The sequence below is a fragment of the Roseococcus sp. SYP-B2431 genome (genome assembly GCF_004336745.1).
In the GTDB taxonomy this organism is placed as follows: domain Bacteria; phylum Pseudomonadota; class Alphaproteobacteria; order Acetobacterales; family Acetobacteraceae; genus Roseococcus.
The window spans coordinates 209,459-226,515 of sequence record NZ_SJXD01000029.1 but is presented as its reverse complement, the minus strand read 5'-3'; the positions used below and the strand labels follow the sequence as shown (position 1 = coordinate 226,515).

Here is a 17,057-nt window from a genome sequence, read left to right as displayed (position 1 = left end):
CCTCATCGAGGGCCGCGCCTCACTCCAGCGTGATGTTGGCGCCGCGGATGACGTTGCCGAGCTGCTCGATCTCCCGCTTTGCCAGCGCGTCGAGCTCCGGGATGGTCATGGGCACCACCTGCGCGCCGCCCTCCTCCGCGCGGCGCCGGACGCCCGGATCCTGCGCCAGCCGGCGCAGCTCGCCGTTGAGCCGCTCCCGGATGGGCTGCGGCACGCCTGTGGGCCCGAAGAAGGCGAACCAGGCGTCGATGGTGAAGCTGGGCAGGCCGGCCTCGGCGGTGGTGGGGACATTGGGCAGGCCGGGGCTGCGCTGCGCGCTCGCCATGGCCAGCGCCTTCACCTGGCCGCCCTGGACGAGGCCGATCGCCGAGGAGGGCGTGGTGATGAAAATCTCGACGCGCCCGCCGGCCACGTCCTGCAGCGCCGGCGCCGCGCCGCGATAGGGCACGTGCACCATCTGCGCGCCGATCTGCCGCGCCAGCACCTCGCCGGCGATGTGCTGGATCGAGCCATTGCCGGAGGAGGCGAAGTTCACGCGGCCCGGATTGGCGCGGACATAGGCGATGAACTCCTGGAGCGTGTTGGCCGGCAGGTTGGGGGCGGCCAGGATGACATGCGGCGCCATGGTGCCCATGCCGAGGGGCTGCAGGTCGCGCACCGGATCCCAGGTCAGGTTGCGCATCATGGCCGGATTGCCGGCATGATAGCCGGAATACTGCATGAGCAGGGTGTAGCCGTCGGGCGCGGCGCGCACCGCGGCCTGGATCGCGATGTTGCCGTTCGCGCCCGGGCGGTTGTCGATGACGACGGGCTGGCCGAGCGCCTGGGTCAGCCCCTCGACGAAGAGCCGCGCCGCGAAGTCGCTGCCGCCGCCGGGCGGGTTGGGCACGAGGATGGTGATGGGCCGCGTCGGCCATGCGGGCTGGGCGCGGGCGGCGGCGGGCAGGGCCAAAGCGGGCGCGGCGAGCAGCAGGCGGCGGGTGGTGCGGAGCGTCATGGCGTGTCCTCGCGTTTCGTTGGCGCGCAGTCTCGCCATCCGGCGCGCGAGGACAAGACGGGTCAGCCCTTCTTCAGCTCCCCGGGCTTGTGCGCAGCCTCGGCGCCGGTCCTGTCGCTCTTCACGAGGAATTGCGGCTCCTCCGGCGTCGGCCTGGCGACATGGCCCTTGATGCGCGTCTCGCGCGTCAGCTTGCGCATGACGGTGCCGGAGGTTTCCCCCTGCGAGGTGTCCCAGCGGACATGGTCGCCGGCCTTGGGCTGCTTCATGGCGGTCTCCTCAGTTCACGAGTTGGCGAACTCGCTTCAGGTCCGCGAGGAAGGCGGCATGGGCCTCCCTCCTGCCCTCGGCGTCGGGAATACGCAGCAGCATGGAGGGATGGACGGTGATGTATCCGCGCCGCTGGCCGAAGCGCGTCTCGCCGCGCGCCTTCGTCACCGGGACCGGCTTTCCCGCCAGCGCCAGCGCCGCCGTCGCGCCCAGGGCGACCACGAGGCGCGGGTCCACGAAGTCGAGCTCGAGGTTCAGCCACCAGCGGTAATGGGCGACCTCCCCCGTCGAGGGCCTGGCATGGATGCGGCGCTTGCCGCGCTGCTCGAACTTGAAGTGCTTCACGGCATTGGTGACATAGGCCTGCGCGTCGTCGATGCCGGCCTCGCGCATCGCGCTTCGCAGGAGCTGCCCGGCCGGGCCAACGAAGGGCCGGCCCTGGAGATCCTCCTGGTCGCCCGGCTGCTCGCCGACGAGGGCGATGGCGGCGCCGATGGGCCCTTCGCCCAGCACCGCTTGGGTGGCACCGGGCACCAGGGGCGGCGCTTCCGCGATCAGGCGGTTCAGCTCCTCGAGGCTGTGCGGCGCGAGCAGGTCCATGCCTGCCTAACGCGTCAGTCCAGCTTCACGTTGGCGCTGCGGACGATTTGCGTCCATCGCGCATTCTCCTGGGCGAGGAAGGCCGGAAGCTGCGCGCGCGGCGTCCGCATCGGCGCCGCGGCCACGGCGGCCAGCCGGTCGGCGAAGGTGGCGTCCGTCACCGCCGCATCCACCGCCGCGGCGAGGCGCACCGTGACCTCCGGCGGCGGGCTGCCGGTCGCGACCATCATGAACCAAGAGGGGATGTCGAAATCGGCAATGCCGAATTCGCCGAAGGTGGGCGTCTCGGGCAGCAGCGGGGTCCGCTCGGGCAGGCCCACGGCGAAGGCCTTCAGCGAGCCCGCGCGCACCAGCGGCAGGCAATTGGGCACGAGGTCCACCATGAGCTGGATCTCGCCCGCGACCAGCGCCGTCACGGCCGGGCCGGCGCCGCGATAGGGCACATGCACCATGTCGCCGCCGGCGATCTGCGCGAAGATATGGGTGGCGAGGTGCATGCCGCTGCCCATGCCGGAGGAGCCGTAGTTCACGCGGCCGGGATGGGCGCGGGCATGGGCGATGAGCTCGGCGACGTTGCTCGCCGGGACCTGCGGGTTCACCGAGAGCACATAGGCCACGGAGGCGATGGTGCCGAGCGGCGTGAAGTCCCGGTCCGGATCGTAGTTGAGGCGGTGGTATAGGTGCTTGTTGAAGACCTGCGTGGCCTGCGTGCCCTGGAACAGCGTGTAGCCGTCGCCGGGCTGGCGGGCGCAGTATTCGGCGGCGACGAGGCCGCCGGCGCCGCCGCGATTCTCGACCACGACCGGCTGGCCGAGGAAGGCGCCGATTCGCTCGGCCATGAGTCGCCCCAGCAGATCGGAGGCGCCGCCCGGCGGGAAGGGAATCACCAGGCGCAGCGGGCGCGTGGGCCAGGGGGCCGCGCTACCCTGGGCCTGGAGGATCGACGGGCTGAGCAGCGGGGCGGCGGCCAGGCCGGCGAGGGCCGCGCGGCGGGACATGGGCATGGCGAATTCCTCATAAGGAGGCGGCCATTCCAGCGCGGGCGCGACGCTTCGCCAAGAGATCCGGGCGCCGCGCCAGACCTTGCCAGGCACCGGATGGGCGGGAATGCGGCAGCTTTCCCGTGGCCGGCCGCTTCCTGGGCAGCCGCCGGCGCTCCCCCTCGGGGCTCTCAGCCCGACCGGGACGAATCCGCGTGGCCGGCCCGGCGCATGAGCCGGGGGCCGAGCAGCGCGCCCATCGCCGTCACGGCCGCGACCGCGATCCCGTGCCAGACCAGCACCATGGCTGTCGCCTGCAGCTCGTGCACCAGGGTCAGCCCGATGCTCGCGAAGGCCGCGGCCGAGAGCCCGCCGAGCGCCGCGACCGGCGCCGGCCGCAGCAGCGCCGCATGCCGGGTCAGCCACAGGATCCCCAGCGCCAGCGGCAGGCCGAGACCGAGGATGAAGAAGAGGCAGGGCAGGCTCACGCCCGGCCGCAGCCCCGCCCAGCCCATCCGCGCCACGTCCGAGACGCAGCCCAGGCCCATCGTGGCGAGCCAGGCCGCCACCGCCGGCAGCGGCAGTAGCGCCCAGCGCCGGTCCCGGTCCGGGAGTGCGAGCTGGAAGGCCGCGAATCCGGAGAGCAGCGCCACCGACCCGGCGGAGAGGATGTGCAGCAGATCCACGCGGCCCATGGCATCGCGCAGCAGGTCGTGCCGCATACCCAGCATCCAGAGCGCCAGCAGGATCACGCCGAGGCAGCAGCCCGTCCAGAACCCCAGCAGCAGAAGCGGCGAAGGCAGCCGGCGCACGGGCCGCAGCCCGCAGGCGAGGCGCGAGACCAAGTCTTCGGTCGGCCCAAAGCGCTGCGGGGCGGATGGCTCCGTCATGGATCGCCCCCAAGCTTGCGCCGCAGCGACTGCACCGCGCGGTGGGTGGCGACCTTCAGCGCGCCGATCGACATGCGCGAGCGCTCGCTGGCCTCCGCCAGGGAGAGGGCCTCGATCTTGGTGAGCTGCAGCGCGGCGCGCTGCGATTCGGGCAGGTTCTTGACCGCGGCCCGCAGATCCGAGGAGAGCAGGCGCTTCTCGGCATCGCCCGCCACGCCCAGGTTTTCGGCCGCGTCGAGGTCGGCCTCGCGGCCGCGCCGGCGCGCGAGGCCGCGCAGGCGGTCCAGCGCGCGGCGGTCAGCGATGGCCGCGATCCAGGGGCGGAAGGGGCGCGCGGGGTCATAGGTGTGACGCACGCGATGAAGGGTGAGCAGCGTGTCCTGCACCGCGTCCTCCACCTCGGCAGGCTCGCGCAGGCGCTGGCGGCAGATGGCGCGCAGCAGGGGCAGGCACTCGCGCAGCAGCGTCTCGTAGGCGCGGGAATTGCCGGCCTGGGCCGCCTGCATGAGGCCGGCCCAGCGGGCGTCGCGCGCCGGACGATCCTCCGCTTCGCTCACGCGACGGAGGGCCGGGCCGGACAGGGAAAGGGCAGCCAGCGACATCGCACATCCCGACAAGCCGCCCCGCGGCGGGGCGCGGGCGGATGGCATGTCCCGCCTGGGGGCCAGGATCGACGCGGGCCGGACATCTTCCCCCTCTACGATGGACGGCGCGCGAAGGTTACCCTGCCGCCGGTCACGCGTGACGTTCGCGCCGCGGCCTGCTCGCGTCCAGCGGGTTTGGTTGAGGACGGGATTTTCGCGACGTGGCGCTTGCCCCCGGGCGGCAGTGCCCTTATGGAAACGGCCGCGCTGGATGGGTGGCCGAGTGGTCGATGGCGCGCGCCTGGAAAGTGCGTATAGGTCAAAAGCCTATCGTGGGTTCGAATCCCACCTCATCCGCCATTTCGCAGAACTTCGTTCCCCTACGCCGCTTTTCGCTCTTGTTGGCGCTGGCCCTCTACCCTGCGGCGGAGACAGGCAACAGCCTGCGCAACGCCTTCCGTTTGGCGTTCCTCCTACGCCGATTGGCTACACTGCGGTGGGATCGTTCTTGGCGTCTGCCGGAGCCCGCCCGCGGCGGCATGGTATTATGGGGGGATCTTGCTCCGCCTCTATGCGGCAAGCGCCGGGAAAGCCTCCATGCAAGCGCGGGTGAATGCGCTCTGTTGCGCGTCCGTTGACGTGGAAATTTCGCGGAGAACGGACAGGGGAGATTGTCTTGGTTGGCCGACACAGAGGATTTCGGGCTGCCCTCACCACCGATACGCTTCGCGCGTGAGGTCATCCGAGGCAGATGCTCATCGACAATCCGCGCCCTGACCCGCGGGACGCACCCGTACACGGGGGATGGCCGGATGTGCCGGCCCCATCCGCCCTCCCGGATCAGCGCCGCCGGCGCTGCGGGCATTCCCGGCTGATGGCCGCATGAGCGGCGGTGAAGCCGCGCAGACTGAAGGTGTCGACGACGGTGCCTCGCGGCCGCCCGGCGGCACGCGGCCCCTGCAAGACCGCCTCGGAGCCGGAGCGGAAGGCCGCCACGGCTGCCGTGCCGTTCCGGGCGAAGGCCATGTCGCGGTCCGTGTAGAAGGAAAGGCGCGTCCGCCCGACCGTCGCAGTCACCGAGGCGCCGCGCGCGTAGCGATAACCCGAGGTGAGGCCGACCTGGTTCCGCCCCTGCGGGCCGTGCATCACGCTGAGATAGACGTCGGTGCGCCGGTGGCTCATGCGCGTGGGAGAGGCATAGGCGTAGCAGAGCTTCTCGCCATTCTCCGTGCTCACGGCCGCGGACCAGCGTCCGAAAACGCCGAGGGGCCGGGGTCCGTTCTGCGCCAAGGCCGGAACGACGAAAAGGGCCGCGAGGGCCGGGATCAGGATCACTGCTCTCATGGGGGGTCTGGTACAAAAGGCCGGGGCTCCTGGCAACACGCCGCAGCGGCCCGTGCGGCATCGGCCAGCCGGCGCCGCCTGGACGCGCCGTCGGCAAGTCCCTCAGATTCCGTCTTTTTCTGCCATCTGGGAAGCTTGGAATAGCGGCTCGCCGTCGCGACCACGGCTCCGGGAAAGGGATCATGTCCAGGCGAATGCCCGTCCGCCCGCGATGCCGCTCCCTTCGGGCGGGGCCGCCTGCCTTACGGACCGGGGGTGGTCCATGGCAGGTTAGGCCCCGAACGGATCGCCACCTCGGAGAACGCCCGCATGGACCAGATCACGACACCCCCAGCGCCTCCCGGCACGCGCGAATCGCTCGCCCGCCTCGCGGATGTCGCGGTCCGTGTCGGCCTGAACCTGCGGCCCGGACAGGAAGTGGTCATGACCGCCTCCATCGACGCCCTGCCGCTGGCGCGCCTCATCACCGATGCGGCCTACAAGGCCGGCGCCAGCCTCGTCACGACGCTCTTCTCCGACGACCAGCAGGCGCTCTCGCGCTTCCGGCACGCATCGCCCGAGGCCTTCGACACCGCGCCCGCCTGGCTCTTCGACGGCATGGCCGAGGCCTTCCGCCGCGGTGCCGCCCGGCTCGCCATCGTGGGCGAGGATCCGAGCCTGCTGGCCGGCCAGGATGCCGCCCTGGTGGCCCGCGCCAACCGCGCCCGCGCCCAGGCCTACCGGCCGGCGCTCGAGCTCATCACCACCTCCGCCATCAACTGGAGCCTCGTCCCCTATGCCTCGCCCGCCTGGGCGCGGGCGATGTTCCCGGAGCTGCCGGAGGCGGCAGCCGTCGAGAAGCTCTGGGCCGCCATCTTCGCCGCGACGCGGGTGGACACGCCCGATCCCCTGGCGGCCTGGGAGGCGCACAATGCCGTGCTAATGTCGCGCCGGCGGCGGCTGACCGAGCGGAACTATGCGGCGCTGCGCTTCCGCGGCCCGGGCACGGACCTCACCGTCGGCCTGGCGGAGGGGCATGCCTGGATGGGCGGGCAATCCACCGCGCTCAACGGCATCACCGGCAATCCGAACCTCCCGACGGAAGAGGTCTTCACCACGCCGCATGCCGCCCGCACCCAGGGGCACGTCGTGGCCACCAAGCCGCTGGCCTATCAGGGCACGCTGATCCGCGACATCCGGGTGCGCTTCGAGGGCGGCGTCATCGTCGAAGCCTCGGCCAGCACGGGGCAGGAGGTGCTGGAACGCATGATCGGCAGCGACGCGGGCGCGCGCCGGCTCGGCGAGGTGGCGCTGGTGCCGGCCTCCTCGCCGATCTCGCAGAGCGGGCTGCTCTTCCTGAACACGTTGTTCGACGAGAACGCCGCCAGCCATATCGCGCTCGGCCAGGCCTATTCGAAGTGCTTCGTCGATGGCGACACCATCACCCAGGATGACTTCGCCGCGCGCGGCGGCAATAGCAGCCTCATCCATGTGGATTGGATGATCGGCTCGGCCCAGGTCGACGTGGACGGCATCGCGGCCGACGGCACGTCCGAGCCCGTCATGCGTGCCGGAGAATGGGCGAGCTGAGGGGCCGGAGCCTTTCATGCCCTACCGCCCACCCCAACCCTCGGCGGCCTCCTCCAGCAGCCAGTCCCGGAAGCTGCGCAGGGACGGCTCGCCGAGGCGCGCCGTCTCCATCATCAGCACGAAGCTGCACGTCGAGCGGCGGAGGCCGGCTGCCGGCACGACCACCCGCCCCTCCGCGAGGTCCGGCCCGATCAGCCCGCGAATGGCCAGTGCCACGCCGAGCCCCTCGCGCGCGGCGTCGACGGCGAGGCTGATGCTCTCGAAAGCGGGGCCGGCCTCCGCATCCATGCCGGAGATGCCCTGCGCAGCCAGCCAGCGCGCCCAGTCGCGGGGGCGCTGGCGGGAGTGCAGCAGCGTCTTGCCGGCCCAGCGGAAGCCGCCGGGATCGACCAGGGAGGGCGCGCAGACCGGCATGATCTCGATGGGCAGGAGGGGATCGACGCGGAAGCCGGGGCGCGGGCGGGCTTCCGCGACCGCGATCACCGCGTCGAAGCGTCCGGGCAGGAGCTCCAGAGGATCGGCGCTGGTGGTCAGCGCGATTTCCAGCTCGGGATGCCGTTCGCGCAGACGGCACCAGCGCGGGATGAGCCAGCGGCTGGCGAAGAGCGCATAGGCGCCGACCGAGACCGGCATCGGCCGCCATCAGCGCCTTGCCCGGGCCGGTCAGGACCAGCCCGCCGGGCGAGCGGAGGAAGAGCGCGACGCCCAACCCCTCCTCCAGCGCCCGGATCTGTCGGCTGACGGCGCCGGGCGTGACCGAGAGCTCGTCGGCGGCGCGGGTCACATGGTCTTCACCGACGTGCTGACCGCGCTGCCGCATGTGCGCGAGGGCCGAGCGCGCCCTCGGCGTGACGACCGAGGCGCGCTCGGCCGTGCTGCCGGACGTGCCGACCGTCGCCGAGCAGGCCCTGCCCGGCTACGACGCCTCCGTCTTCTTCGGCCTCGTGGTCGCGGTGGCGACGCCCGCGCCGGCGCGGGAGGCGATCCGCGCGGCGACCGAGGCCGCGCTCAACCAGCCGGAGCTGCGGCGCTGGCTGGAGATGCAGGGCATGCCGATCGCGCCCTCGACCACGCCCGCCGCGCTCACCGCGCTCATGGCGGAGGAGACGGCGCGGCGGGGCGCGGTGGTCCGCGAGACCGGCGCGCGGGCGGATTGAGGCGGGCGGCGGCCTCCCGCGGCATGCCTCACGTCGCCGCGGAGCCGCCTTCGCCGGAAAGCAGCCGCTCCAGGGCCTTGGCGAAGTCCTTCATCCGATACGGCTTCTGCAGGATCTCGATGCCGTCCGCATCCGCCTGGCCCTGCACCCCCGCGGCATAGCCGGAGGTCAGCAGCACCGGCAGGTCGGGCCGCCGCCGCCGCAGCTCGCGCGCCAGCTCGATGCCGTTCATCCCGCCCGGCATCATGACGTCGGAGAAGACGACATCGATCCGCCGTCCATTGGCCAGCGCGCCCAGCGCCGCCTCCCCGCTCGCCGCCCGGGTGACGCCGTAACCGAGACCACGGGCCATCTCGGCGACCAGCGCGGCCACCTCGTCGTCATCCTCGACCAGCAGCATCTCGCCCACCCTCGCCTGCGCGGTGCGCCGGAAGTCCAGCAGGTGGCGCGGGGAGGCGGCCGGCGCGGTCTGCGCGCGGGGCAGCAGCAGCGTCACGGTCGTGCCGCGGCCCGGGATGCTCTCGATGGCGACCGAGCCGCCCGACTGCCGCGCGAAGCCGTAGACCTGCGGCAAGCCGAGCCCCGAGCCCTCGCCCACACCCTTGGTGGTGAAGAAGGGCTCGAAGGCGCGGGCCTGGACCTCCTCGGACATGCCGGCGCCCGTGTCGGTCACCGCGAGCCGCACGAAATCGCCCCGGAGCCCGTCCCGGTCCAGCCCGGCCTCGTTGTCGCCGCTGATGATGATGGTGCCGCCCGCCGGCATGGCGTCGCGCGCATTGGCGCAGAGGTTCAGCACCGCCAGCTCCAGCTCCACCGGATCCACCATCGCCGACCAGAGGTCGGCCGCGAAGTGCAGGCGGATGCGCCCCCCGCCGCGCAGCGTGCGTTCCAGCAGTTCGCGCATGCCCTCGATCTGGCGCCGCAGGTCGACCGATTCGGAGCGCAGGGCCTGCCGCCGCGAGAAGGACAGCAGCTGCCGCGTCAGCGAGGCACCCCGGTCGGCCGCCTGGCGCATTCCCTCCAGGACCCTCTGCCGGCGCTCCTCCTCGATGCCAAGCTCGAGGAGGCTGATCCCGCCGGAAATGACCTGCAGCAGGTTGTTGAAATCGTGCGCCACGCCGCCGGTGAGCTGGCCGATGGCCTCGATCTTCTGCGCCTGCCGCAGATGCTCCTCCGCCTCGGCGAGCCGCGCCTGGTCGCGCAGCCTGTCCGTGACGTCGGTGACGAACTGGTACGCGCCTACGACCTTGCCCTCGCGGTCGCGCAGCGGGCTGAAGCGCATCTCGTAGTCGCGCTGGTCGTAGGCCGGATGCCCGAAGCGCCCGATGGCGGTGAAGGTGTCACCCGTCAGCGCGCGGGACCAGACGGCGCGCACCGCCTCGCGATGCTCGGGCAATGCCCGCAGCGCCTCCAGCATGTTGTCGCCCACCTTCGGCGCGATGCCGAAGATGCGCTTGAACTCCCTTGCGCTCGCCCGGTTGATGGCCAGCCAGTTGAAGCCGGGGTCGGCCACCTGGATGAACAGCTCGGTGGATTCGACGACGTCGGCGAGGAGCTTCCGGCCGGCCAGCGCCTCCTGCACGCGCCGTTCCAGCGTCTCGTTCAGCTCCTGCAGCCGTCGCTCGTTCTCGCGCAGCCCGGTGACGTCGAAGCCCTCGGAGAAGATGCCGGTGACGCGCCCGCCGTCATCCGTGATGGGGGCGTAGAGGACATCGAGGATGACCTCCCGCTCGGGCTCGCCGGGCGTGCGGCGGAAGCGGATGGCGGCCGATCGCGCGACGTAGCGCTCGCCGGTGGCGTAGACGTTGTCGAGCAGCTCGAAGAGCTGCGGGGTGCCGATGTCGGCCCCGGCCTGGCGCGCCGGCTTTCCGATCCAGCCGCCGCTGTTGAAGATCTCGCGATGCGCGTTGTTGACGTATTCGTAGACGTGGTCCGGTCCCGTCATGATGCAGATGAAGCCCGGCGCCTGGTCGAAGATGCGCCGCTGCCGCTCGGCCTCGCCTTGCCTGCGGCGCTCGGCCAGAACGGTCGCCGTTGTCTCGGCGCAGATGACCAGGACGCCGCCTATGCCGCCGGGTGCTTCCGGATCGTCGATGGGATCGTAGCCGTAGGTCCAGTAGCTGTCGGCGAGCCGGCCGTCGCGGCGCATGGGAACGAGCGCGTTCTCCTGCCAGACCGAGCCGCTGCCCGACATCACCTGCCCGATCTGCGGACCGATGATGTCCCAGACCTCCGTCCAGACCTCGCGCGCCGGCCGGCCCAGCGATCGCGGGTGGCGCTCGGATCCGATCAGGTCGCGGAAGGCATCGTTGTAGAGGCTGATGAGGCTCGGCCCCCAGTAGATGGCCATGGGATGGCCAGTGCTGAGCATGATCCGCACGGCCGAGCGCAGCGATTGCGGCCAGCTCTCCGACGGGCCCAGGGCAGTCGCGGACCAGTCCTGCGCGCGCATGAGCGCGCCGAGCGCGCCTCCACCCGCGAGAAAGGCGGGTGCGGTCATGGCGGGTCGACACGCCGTGGCGCGGTCCGGTCGCGGGGCGGATGGGCGCCGGCCGGCATGTTTCTTGGCGGACCTTTCATCTGGCAGCGAACATAGAACAATATTTCCAATGTCCGAGAGGCAAGGCCACCGATCGTGGTGGATTTTTTCTGGTATCGGCCCGCCTGCCGACTTGGTTGAGACCGCATGTACTTCACGCGGCCAGAACGGCGGACGCGTTAATATCACCGATACCTAGCTCTCGCACCAAGCTATTCCGAAACGGCAAATGCCCGGAGGACCAGACAAGCCGCGGGTTCCGGCCTTGTTGACGGCGCGGACCCGGCGCGCGTAATCCGGGCTTCCATCCAGGGCAGGAACCTAGTGTGAAGAAGACGAATGCCGTGAGGAAGCCGAAGACCGAGGCCAAGGCGAAACCGGGTCTCGGCGAAGGCTACGAACTGACCGTCTCGTCGCCCATCCTGCTGTCCCAGGGCTCGGACCGCGAGTTCCGCCGGCTGGTGCACAACCTCTTCGGCTTCCTGGCCCGGCACGAGGCGATCCGCGAGGGGCACGGCGCCTTCATCGACCTCGCCGGCATCGAGTACACCGTGCTGATCTCCATCGCGCATCTCTCGGCCGAATCCGACGTGAGCGTGCGCGACGTGGCCGAGCACCTGCATCTCAGCGGCGCCTTCGTGACCACGGTGACGAACCGGCTGCTGGCCAAGGGGCTCGTGGCCAAGCGCACGGACCCGACCGACCGGCGGCGCCTCTGCCTCACCGTGGCGCGGCAGGGCCGCGACCTCCTGGCCACCCTGGCGCCGACCCAGCGCCAGGTGAACGACGTGCAGTTCGAGGGAATCAGCGCCGAGGAGTTCCGGACCCTGTCCAACCTCATCGAGCGGCTGATCGATTCGAGCGGGCGCGCCCTGTCGCTGCAGCGCTACCTCGCCGAGAACGCGCGGGCGAGCACGCCGGCCAAGCTGCCGGCGCGGCGCGCGGGGTAGGTCCCCGGCCTATTCCGCGAAGGCGGCGTCGATCACCGGCACATGGCGAGGATCCGTCGCCGACTTGCCGGTGAAGCCCATCGCCTTCACGCGCAGGCAGTGGAGGCGCAGCCCCTCCAGGTCGTCGCGCGGGTGATAGGGCTCGTCATAGATGCCGATGCCGGCGAGCGCCGCCGCATGCGCGGCACGCGAGCGCGCATGGAAGAGAGGCTCCCATTCGCGCTTCATGCGCATCTGCTTCGAGAAGTCCTTGCCGCCGAAGGACAGCGCCTTCAGCCGCGGCGAGGCGGTGGCGATGGCCTCCACCGCGTTCAGCCCCTCGGCCGATTCGATGATTGCGGTGATCTCGATGGCCGCGCAGCGGCCCTGCAGCAGCTCCTCATAGAGCCGCAGCTCGGCGACCGAGCCGAGCTTGGTCAGCACCACGGAATCCGGCAGCTCCGCCAGCCCGTGCACCAGCAGCACATCGCGCAGCCCGTCCAGCGTGCCGAGCGGGCTGAGGCGCAGCGCCGGGCTGCATCCCGCCGCGCGGGCGCGGGCGATGAAGCCGGGGACCAAAGCGCGCGTGGCCGGCTTCAGCTCGTCCGGGACGGTGTCCTCGAGGTCGAGGCAGACCGAGGCCGGATGCGAGGCGAAGGCCGGCTCGAAGACCGCCTCCTGCCCGCCGGTGATCAGCAGCTTGCAGCTCACGGGTCTCTCCTAGCAACGCAGGTTCAGCAGCTCGGACCATTTGGCCCGCTCGCGCACCATATGCTCCGCTAGGGCGGCGGCGTCTCCCCCGACCACGGTCGCACCGGCCGCCTCCAGGCGAGACCGCACCTCCGGATCCCGCAGCGCGCCGACGATCTCGTCCGAGAGTCGCTTCGCGATGGCATCAGGCGTCGCGATCGGGGCGTAGAGGCCGAACCAGGACGTGATCTCGAAGTTGGGAATGCCCTGCTCGCTGAGGGTCGGCAGGTCGGGAAAGCCCGTGTGCCGCTCGCGCGCGGCGAGGCCGATGGCGCGCATCCGCCCCTCGCGGATATAGGGGGAGGCAACCGAGAGCTCGATGAAGGCGCCGTCGAGATGGCCGGCCACGAGATCGGTATGGACCGCGCCGCCGCCCCGATAGGGCACATGCGTGATCTCGGTACCGCTGGAGCAGCGCAACCGCTCGCCCGCCAGGAAGTGCGGCCCGCCCGTGCCGCCGCTGCCAAAGCTGAGCGGCGTGGGGGTCGCCTTCATATGGACGACCAGCTCCTGCAGGTTGCGGACAGGGAGGCTGTTCCGGACGCAGAGGACCAGCGGCACGTAGCCCACCCAGCTGAGCGGCCGGAAGTCGCGCTCGGGGTTGTAGGAGAGCTGCGGGTTCATCAGCGGGTTGATGCTGATGGTGGTCGTGGAGCCGGTGAGCAGGGTGTAGCCGTCAGGCGCCGCGCGCGCGACGAAGACGGAGCCGATCTCGCCGCCCGCGCCGCCGCGATTGTCCACCACCATGGGCTGGCCGATGGTCTGGCCGACGCGGGTCGCGATCAGCCGGCCCACCAGGTCGTTGGTGCCGCCCGGGGTGAAGGGGACCACGAGGCGGATCGTGCGATCGGGAAAGCTCTGCGCGCGCGCCCGCGGCGCCAGCAGGGCGAGGCTCGCACCGCCCAGGAGTCCACGCCGGCTCAGCGATGATGTCATGCCGAATTCTCCACCCATCCGAGGCGCCGAAAGAAGCAGGACGCACGCCGCCCGGGAAGGCCTTCTTTTCTGATCATAGTGATTTTACAAAGCTATCTTGCATACCGGCGGAGCGGTTGCGCGCCCGCTAGGCAGTCCGGCCGGCGGCAAGCGCCGCATAGCCGCCGCGGTAGTAGAGCAGCGGCGCGGCCTGCTCCACCGTGCCGTGGCGCAGCACCCGGCCGAGCAGGATGGTGTGGTCCCCGCCGGGCAGGGCGGCATGCGCCGCGCAGTCGAACCAGGCGAGGTGCGGGTTCAGGATCAGCCCGCCGGCCGCGCCCTCGCTCGCCTCCATGTCGAGCCACTTGTCCGCGCCCGAGGAGGCGAAGCGGGTCGAGACGGGCGCCTGCTCGCCGTGCAGCACGGTGATCGCGAAGCCGCCGCTCGTGACCAGCGCGTCATGGCTGCGCAGCGAGCGGGCGAGGCAGACCAGGAGCAGCGGCGGATCGAGCGAGACGGAGGTGAAGGAGTTCACCGTCACGCCGATGCGCTCGCCATTGGGCAGCGTCGCCGCGACGATGCAGACGCCGGTCGGGAAATGGCCGAAGGCGTTGCGGAGCGCCTTGGGATCGACGGCCGGCAGGGTGTCGCGTTCCAGGGAGAGTCGCATCGCCGTCAGTGCCCCCCGCCGGAGAAGTCCATGGGCAGCCGGCACTGCGCCACGCGCACCTGGCGGATCGCGGCCGGCGTGTTGCGGCTGCGGCCCACGAAGCGCGGCACGGCGTCCGTGAAGACGGCGGCGACGGCGGGGATGTCGCCATTGTCCAGCGCGGAGAGGGCGTCGCCGCAGGCGCCGCCGGCGCAGGCGTCGATCAGCACGACATCGGCGTCGCGGCCCGGCGCCAGGGTGCCGCTGTTGAGGCGATAGGCGCGGGCATTGTTGCCGGTGGCCGCCGCGATCGCCTGCTCGGGCGCCATGCCGCCGAGGCTCGTCAGGTGGCTGATGGTGTAGAGCATGCCGAGCGGCATGATGCCGCTGCCGGTCGGCGTGTCGGTCGCGATGAGGAGGCGCTCGGGCTGGCCGGCCTCGTCGAGCAGCTTCGCGGTCTTCAGCGCGGTGCGGAGGTTACCGGCGGTGCAGATCTGCAGCGCCATGTCGCTCTCGTTTACCAGCCGGGCGAAGCCTTCCTCCGGCATGGCGACGGGGCCGCCATTCACGTGGAAGGAGACGTGCGCGTTGGCCGCCAGCACGTGCTCGGCCCAGATGCCCGAGGAGCCGGGGATGGAGGAGCCGCCCGTGTGCATGGTGGTGACCATGCCGTGCTTGCGCGCCCAGGCCATCGGCTCGGCATAGCCGTAAGGGGTGTCGAAGGCGCCGAAGCCGGCCTTGGCGAGCCAGAGGCCGGCGGCGGCGAGCTCGGCGATGTCCGCCTCGGTCAGGCCCGGCTCCAGGATGATGGAGCCGGCATGCACGCGCATGCCCCCCGGGCGGTAGTTCAGGAAGCAGGCGCGGGCGGCGAGCGCCAGCGCCTTCACGCCGGCCGGATCCTTGGGCCGGCCCGGCACATGGACCTCGGAGGCCGTGATGGCGGTGGTGACGCCGCCATGCAGGTAGCTCTCGAGGAAGCCCACCACCTTCTGGCGCGGGGTATAGTCGCCGAAGGTGATGTGGACGTGGCTGTCGATCAACCCGGGGATCGCGATCGTCCCGCCGGCATCCACCACCACATCGGCCGAGGCCAGGGCGGCGGCGTCGATGCTGCCGACCGAGGTGATCTTCCCCTCCTCCAGCAGGATGGCGTCGCCGGCCGCGGTCGGCGACGCGAGGTCGCCCGTGACGATGCCGCCGAGATTGACGATCGCGGTCCGCATGCTCAGCGCAGCCCGTCCTGGCCGCCGATCTCGCTGGCCTTCAGGCCGCCGACGCGCGCATTGATGCGGCCGCGATTGGCGAGAACGACGATGAGCGCGACCTCGTCCGCCGCGGGCGCGTCCGTCGGCAGGGTCAGGGTCATGCCGTCGTAATGCGAGCGGACGTAGAGCGCGTCCTTGTGCGCCAGCGGCACGTCGATCGTGCAGCCGGGCGCGGCGAGCTTGGTGTAGGAGGGAATCCAGGCCTGGGCGCCGCCCACGGCCCGGCGCAGCGGCTCGGCGAAGGTGGTGGTGAGCATGGCGTTGGAATGCTCGACCTCGCCGCCCAGGCCGACGACGCCGCCCTTACCGTAGCTCTCCACCGGCAGGCCGCCCATGGCTTCGATGGCGAGCTTCGACATGAACTCGCCCACGGCGGCGCTGGCCTCGATGGCGGGCGAAAGGTCCGCCTCGTAGCGGCCGGCATAGGGATTCTTCACCACGGCGATCACGCCGACCTTGCGCAGCGGGGGCTCCCCAGGGCGGCCGGCTTCCATCATCTTGTTCTCGACGACGGTCATCCAGCGGCGGATCTCGATCTGCATCAGCGATTCTTCCCAGGCAATGGTCCTGCCGCAGACTGTCAGATGATCTTATGCCTTGCAAGAGAAGCCATTTCACGAAGTCTTTTGGCTGCGGCGAGGCGCCCGCTGGGCCCGCTCAGCCGGTTTCGTGGCTGGCGGCCTTCTGGAGCTCGACGCAGTGGCGCATCACCTCGGCGCCCGACACGTTCCAGGTCGTGATGCCGCCCACCATCATGACCTGCACGAGGCCCTCCGCCAGCTCCGGCAAGGTCAGGCCCAGCCGCATCGCAGCCGCCGCGTGGTTCCTCGCGCCCGTCGTCTGCCCGACCAATGTGTCGAGAAGGGCGAAGACCAGCTCCTTCGTCTTGAGATCCAGCGCACCGCCTTCCTGCCGGTCCCGCATGACATGGGAGCGCATCAGCCCATAGCCGGCGAAGGCGCCCGGCGCGTGCTCGGCCATCAGGGCGAAGTTCGGCGGCAGCCGGCCGAAGGTCGCCATGAAGCTCTCGACGCCCTGCCGGATCGCCTCTTCCGTGATGTCCGCCATGCTTCAGCCCCTCGCGCGTTCGCCGTCACGATGGACGCTTATGCGGCGAGCGTCATCCCGCCCGCCTGCCCTTCCGGGCCGGAGAGGGCGGCGACGGCAGGAACCCATCGCATAGGCTCGTCAGATCCGACATGCCGCGGAATTAACTTTCCATTGAAAATTCCGGCAGATAGGCTCGCATCCGACGGCCGGCGCGCTTATTATAAGGACCGGGCAACGAATGGGATCGCCACGGCGTTTGGGACGCGGAATGCCGCCGTCAATCTGCAAGGGAGGGCGAGACCCGATGAAATCACCCCTGCTCAGACCCAGACATCTCGAGGCCCTGGCCGTGCTCGCCGCCTCGATCGGCCGCGTCCATCGGATCGGCCATTTCCCGCGCGGGATCGGCCATCGCACCTTGACCGAACTGACGCGAGGCGGCTTCACGGCTGAGGAGGCCTCCCCCGGCAAGCCGCACGAGAAGGGTTGGAGGATCACCCCGATGGGTTTGGAGCAGGCCTCCCAGGGCGCGGCGAATGGGGCTGGGCGGAACGGGTTGTAGGACCGGG

General features: G+C 71.0%; 18 protein-coding genes, 1 tRNA gene and 1 pseudogene. 4 read left to right on the top strand and 16 right to left on the bottom strand.

Going from position 1 to position 17,057, the window contains the following annotated elements:
• Positions 1-19: 19 nt before the first annotated feature.
• From EJV46_RS21115 to EJV46_RS21090, 6 genes are all read right to left on the bottom strand, one after another.
• Positions 20-997, bottom strand: a complete 978-nt coding sequence (locus EJV46_RS21115; RefSeq protein WP_165585655.1) for a tripartite tricarboxylate transporter substrate binding protein — start codon at positions 995-997, stop codon at positions 20-22.
• Between the two features lie 62 nt (positions 998-1,059).
• The gene (locus EJV46_RS21110) at positions 1,060-1,266 is read right to left on the bottom strand and encodes a DUF2945 domain-containing protein (RefSeq protein ID WP_131550702.1); all 207 of its coding nucleotides are present in this window, start codon (positions 1,264-1,266) and stop codon (positions 1,060-1,062) included.
• 10 nt (positions 1,267-1,276) lie between these two features.
• On the bottom strand, positions 1,277-1,867 hold the full coding sequence (locus tag EJV46_RS21105) for a UdgX family uracil-DNA binding protein (protein WP_131550701.1): 591 nt from the start codon (positions 1,865-1,867) through the stop codon (positions 1,277-1,279).
• 14 nt (positions 1,868-1,881) lie between these two features.
• A complete protein-coding gene (locus EJV46_RS21100; RefSeq protein WP_131550700.1) occupies positions 1,882-2,871 on the bottom strand; it encodes a tripartite tricarboxylate transporter substrate binding protein in 990 nt (329 codons plus the stop codon).
• Positions 2,872-3,038: 167 nt separating this feature from the next.
• A complete protein-coding gene (locus EJV46_RS21095) occupies positions 3,039-3,737 on the bottom strand; it encodes an NrsF family protein (RefSeq protein WP_131550699.1) in 699 nt (232 codons plus the stop codon).
• On the bottom strand, positions 3,734-4,339 hold the full coding sequence (locus EJV46_RS21090; RefSeq protein WP_131550698.1) for a sigma-70 family RNA polymerase sigma factor: 606 nt from the start codon (positions 4,337-4,339) through the stop codon (positions 3,734-3,736). Before EJV46_RS21090 ends, EJV46_RS21095 begins: the two co-directional genes overlap by 4 nt.
• 251 nt (positions 4,340-4,590) lie before the next feature.
• Between EJV46_RS21090 and EJV46_RS21085 the strand changes: the two genes are divergently transcribed.
• Positions 4,591-4,681, top strand: a tRNA-Ser gene (locus EJV46_RS21085).
• A 480-nt stretch (positions 4,682-5,161) separates the two neighbouring features.
• Here the strand turns inward: EJV46_RS21085 and EJV46_RS21080 are convergent.
• On the bottom strand, positions 5,162-5,557 hold the full coding sequence (locus tag EJV46_RS21080) for an invasion associated locus B family protein (protein ID WP_131550697.1): 396 nt from the start codon (positions 5,555-5,557) through the stop codon (positions 5,162-5,164).
• A gap of 417 nt (positions 5,558-5,974) precedes the next feature.
• On the opposite strand from EJV46_RS21080, the gene EJV46_RS21075 reads away from it, so the two are divergent.
• A complete protein-coding gene (locus EJV46_RS21075) occupies positions 5,975-7,234 on the top strand; it encodes an aminopeptidase (RefSeq protein WP_131550696.1) in 1,260 nt (419 codons plus the stop codon).
• A gap of 21 nt (positions 7,235-7,255) precedes the next feature.
• Here EJV46_RS21075 and EJV46_RS21070 read toward each other — a convergent pair whose 3' ends face one another.
• Entirely contained in the window at positions 7,256-7,867 is a 612-nt protein-coding gene (locus EJV46_RS21070) for a LysR substrate-binding domain-containing protein (protein WP_131550695.1), read from the bottom strand.
• A gap of 31 nt (positions 7,868-7,898) precedes the next feature.
• Positions 7,899-8,054, bottom strand: a pseudogene (locus EJV46_RS23360) (LysR family transcriptional regulator); the annotation flags it as partial.
• Here EJV46_RS23360 and EJV46_RS21060 point away from each other — a divergent pair.
• A complete protein-coding gene (locus EJV46_RS21060) occupies positions 8,053-8,391 on the top strand; it encodes a tripartite tricarboxylate transporter substrate binding protein (RefSeq protein WP_131550694.1) in 339 nt (112 codons plus the stop codon). The pseudogene EJV46_RS23360 and the gene EJV46_RS21060 sit on opposite strands and share 2 nt — an antisense overlap.
• 28 nt (positions 8,392-8,419) lie before the next feature.
• On the opposite strand, the gene EJV46_RS21055 is transcribed toward EJV46_RS21060, so the two are convergent.
• A complete protein-coding gene (locus EJV46_RS21055; protein ID WP_131550693.1) occupies positions 8,420-10,891 on the bottom strand; it encodes a PAS domain-containing sensor histidine kinase in 2,472 nt (823 codons plus the stop codon).
• Positions 10,892-11,256: 365 nt separating this feature from the next.
• On the opposite strand from EJV46_RS21055, the gene EJV46_RS21050 reads away from it, so the two are divergent.
• Positions 11,257-11,880, top strand: a complete 624-nt coding sequence (locus EJV46_RS21050; RefSeq protein WP_131550692.1) for a MarR family winged helix-turn-helix transcriptional regulator — start codon at positions 11,257-11,259, stop codon at positions 11,878-11,880.
• A 9-nt stretch (positions 11,881-11,889) separates the two neighbouring features.
• Here the strand turns inward: EJV46_RS21050 and EJV46_RS21045 are convergent, their stop codons facing one another.
• From EJV46_RS21045 to EJV46_RS21020, 6 genes are all read right to left on the bottom strand, one after another.
• Positions 11,890-12,570, bottom strand: a complete 681-nt coding sequence (locus tag EJV46_RS21045) for a CoA ester lyase (RefSeq protein ID WP_131550691.1) — start codon at positions 12,568-12,570, stop codon at positions 11,890-11,892.
• Between the two features lie 9 nt (positions 12,571-12,579).
• Entirely contained in the window at positions 12,580-13,545 is a 966-nt protein-coding gene (locus EJV46_RS21040; protein ID WP_165585654.1) for a tripartite tricarboxylate transporter substrate binding protein, read from the bottom strand.
• A 127-nt stretch (positions 13,546-13,672) separates the two neighbouring features.
• Positions 13,673-14,194 (bottom strand): flavin reductase family protein, encoded by a 522-nt coding sequence (locus EJV46_RS21035; protein WP_131550689.1) that lies wholly within the window; start codon positions 14,192-14,194, stop codon positions 13,673-13,675.
• 5 nt (positions 14,195-14,199) lie between these two features.
• Positions 14,200-15,396 (bottom strand): amidohydrolase family protein, encoded by a 1,197-nt coding sequence (locus EJV46_RS21030; RefSeq protein ID WP_131550688.1) that lies wholly within the window; start codon positions 15,394-15,396, stop codon positions 14,200-14,202.
• Positions 15,397-15,398: 2 nt separating this feature from the next.
• A complete protein-coding gene (locus EJV46_RS21025) occupies positions 15,399-15,980 on the bottom strand; it encodes an amino acid synthesis family protein (protein ID WP_131550687.1) in 582 nt (193 codons plus the stop codon).
• Between the two features lie 115 nt (positions 15,981-16,095).
• Complete coding sequence (locus tag EJV46_RS21020; protein ID WP_131550686.1) at positions 16,096-16,506, bottom strand: carboxymuconolactone decarboxylase family protein; 411 nt, start codon at positions 16,504-16,506, stop codon at positions 16,096-16,098.
• Between the last annotated feature and the right edge of the window lie 551 nt (positions 16,507-17,057).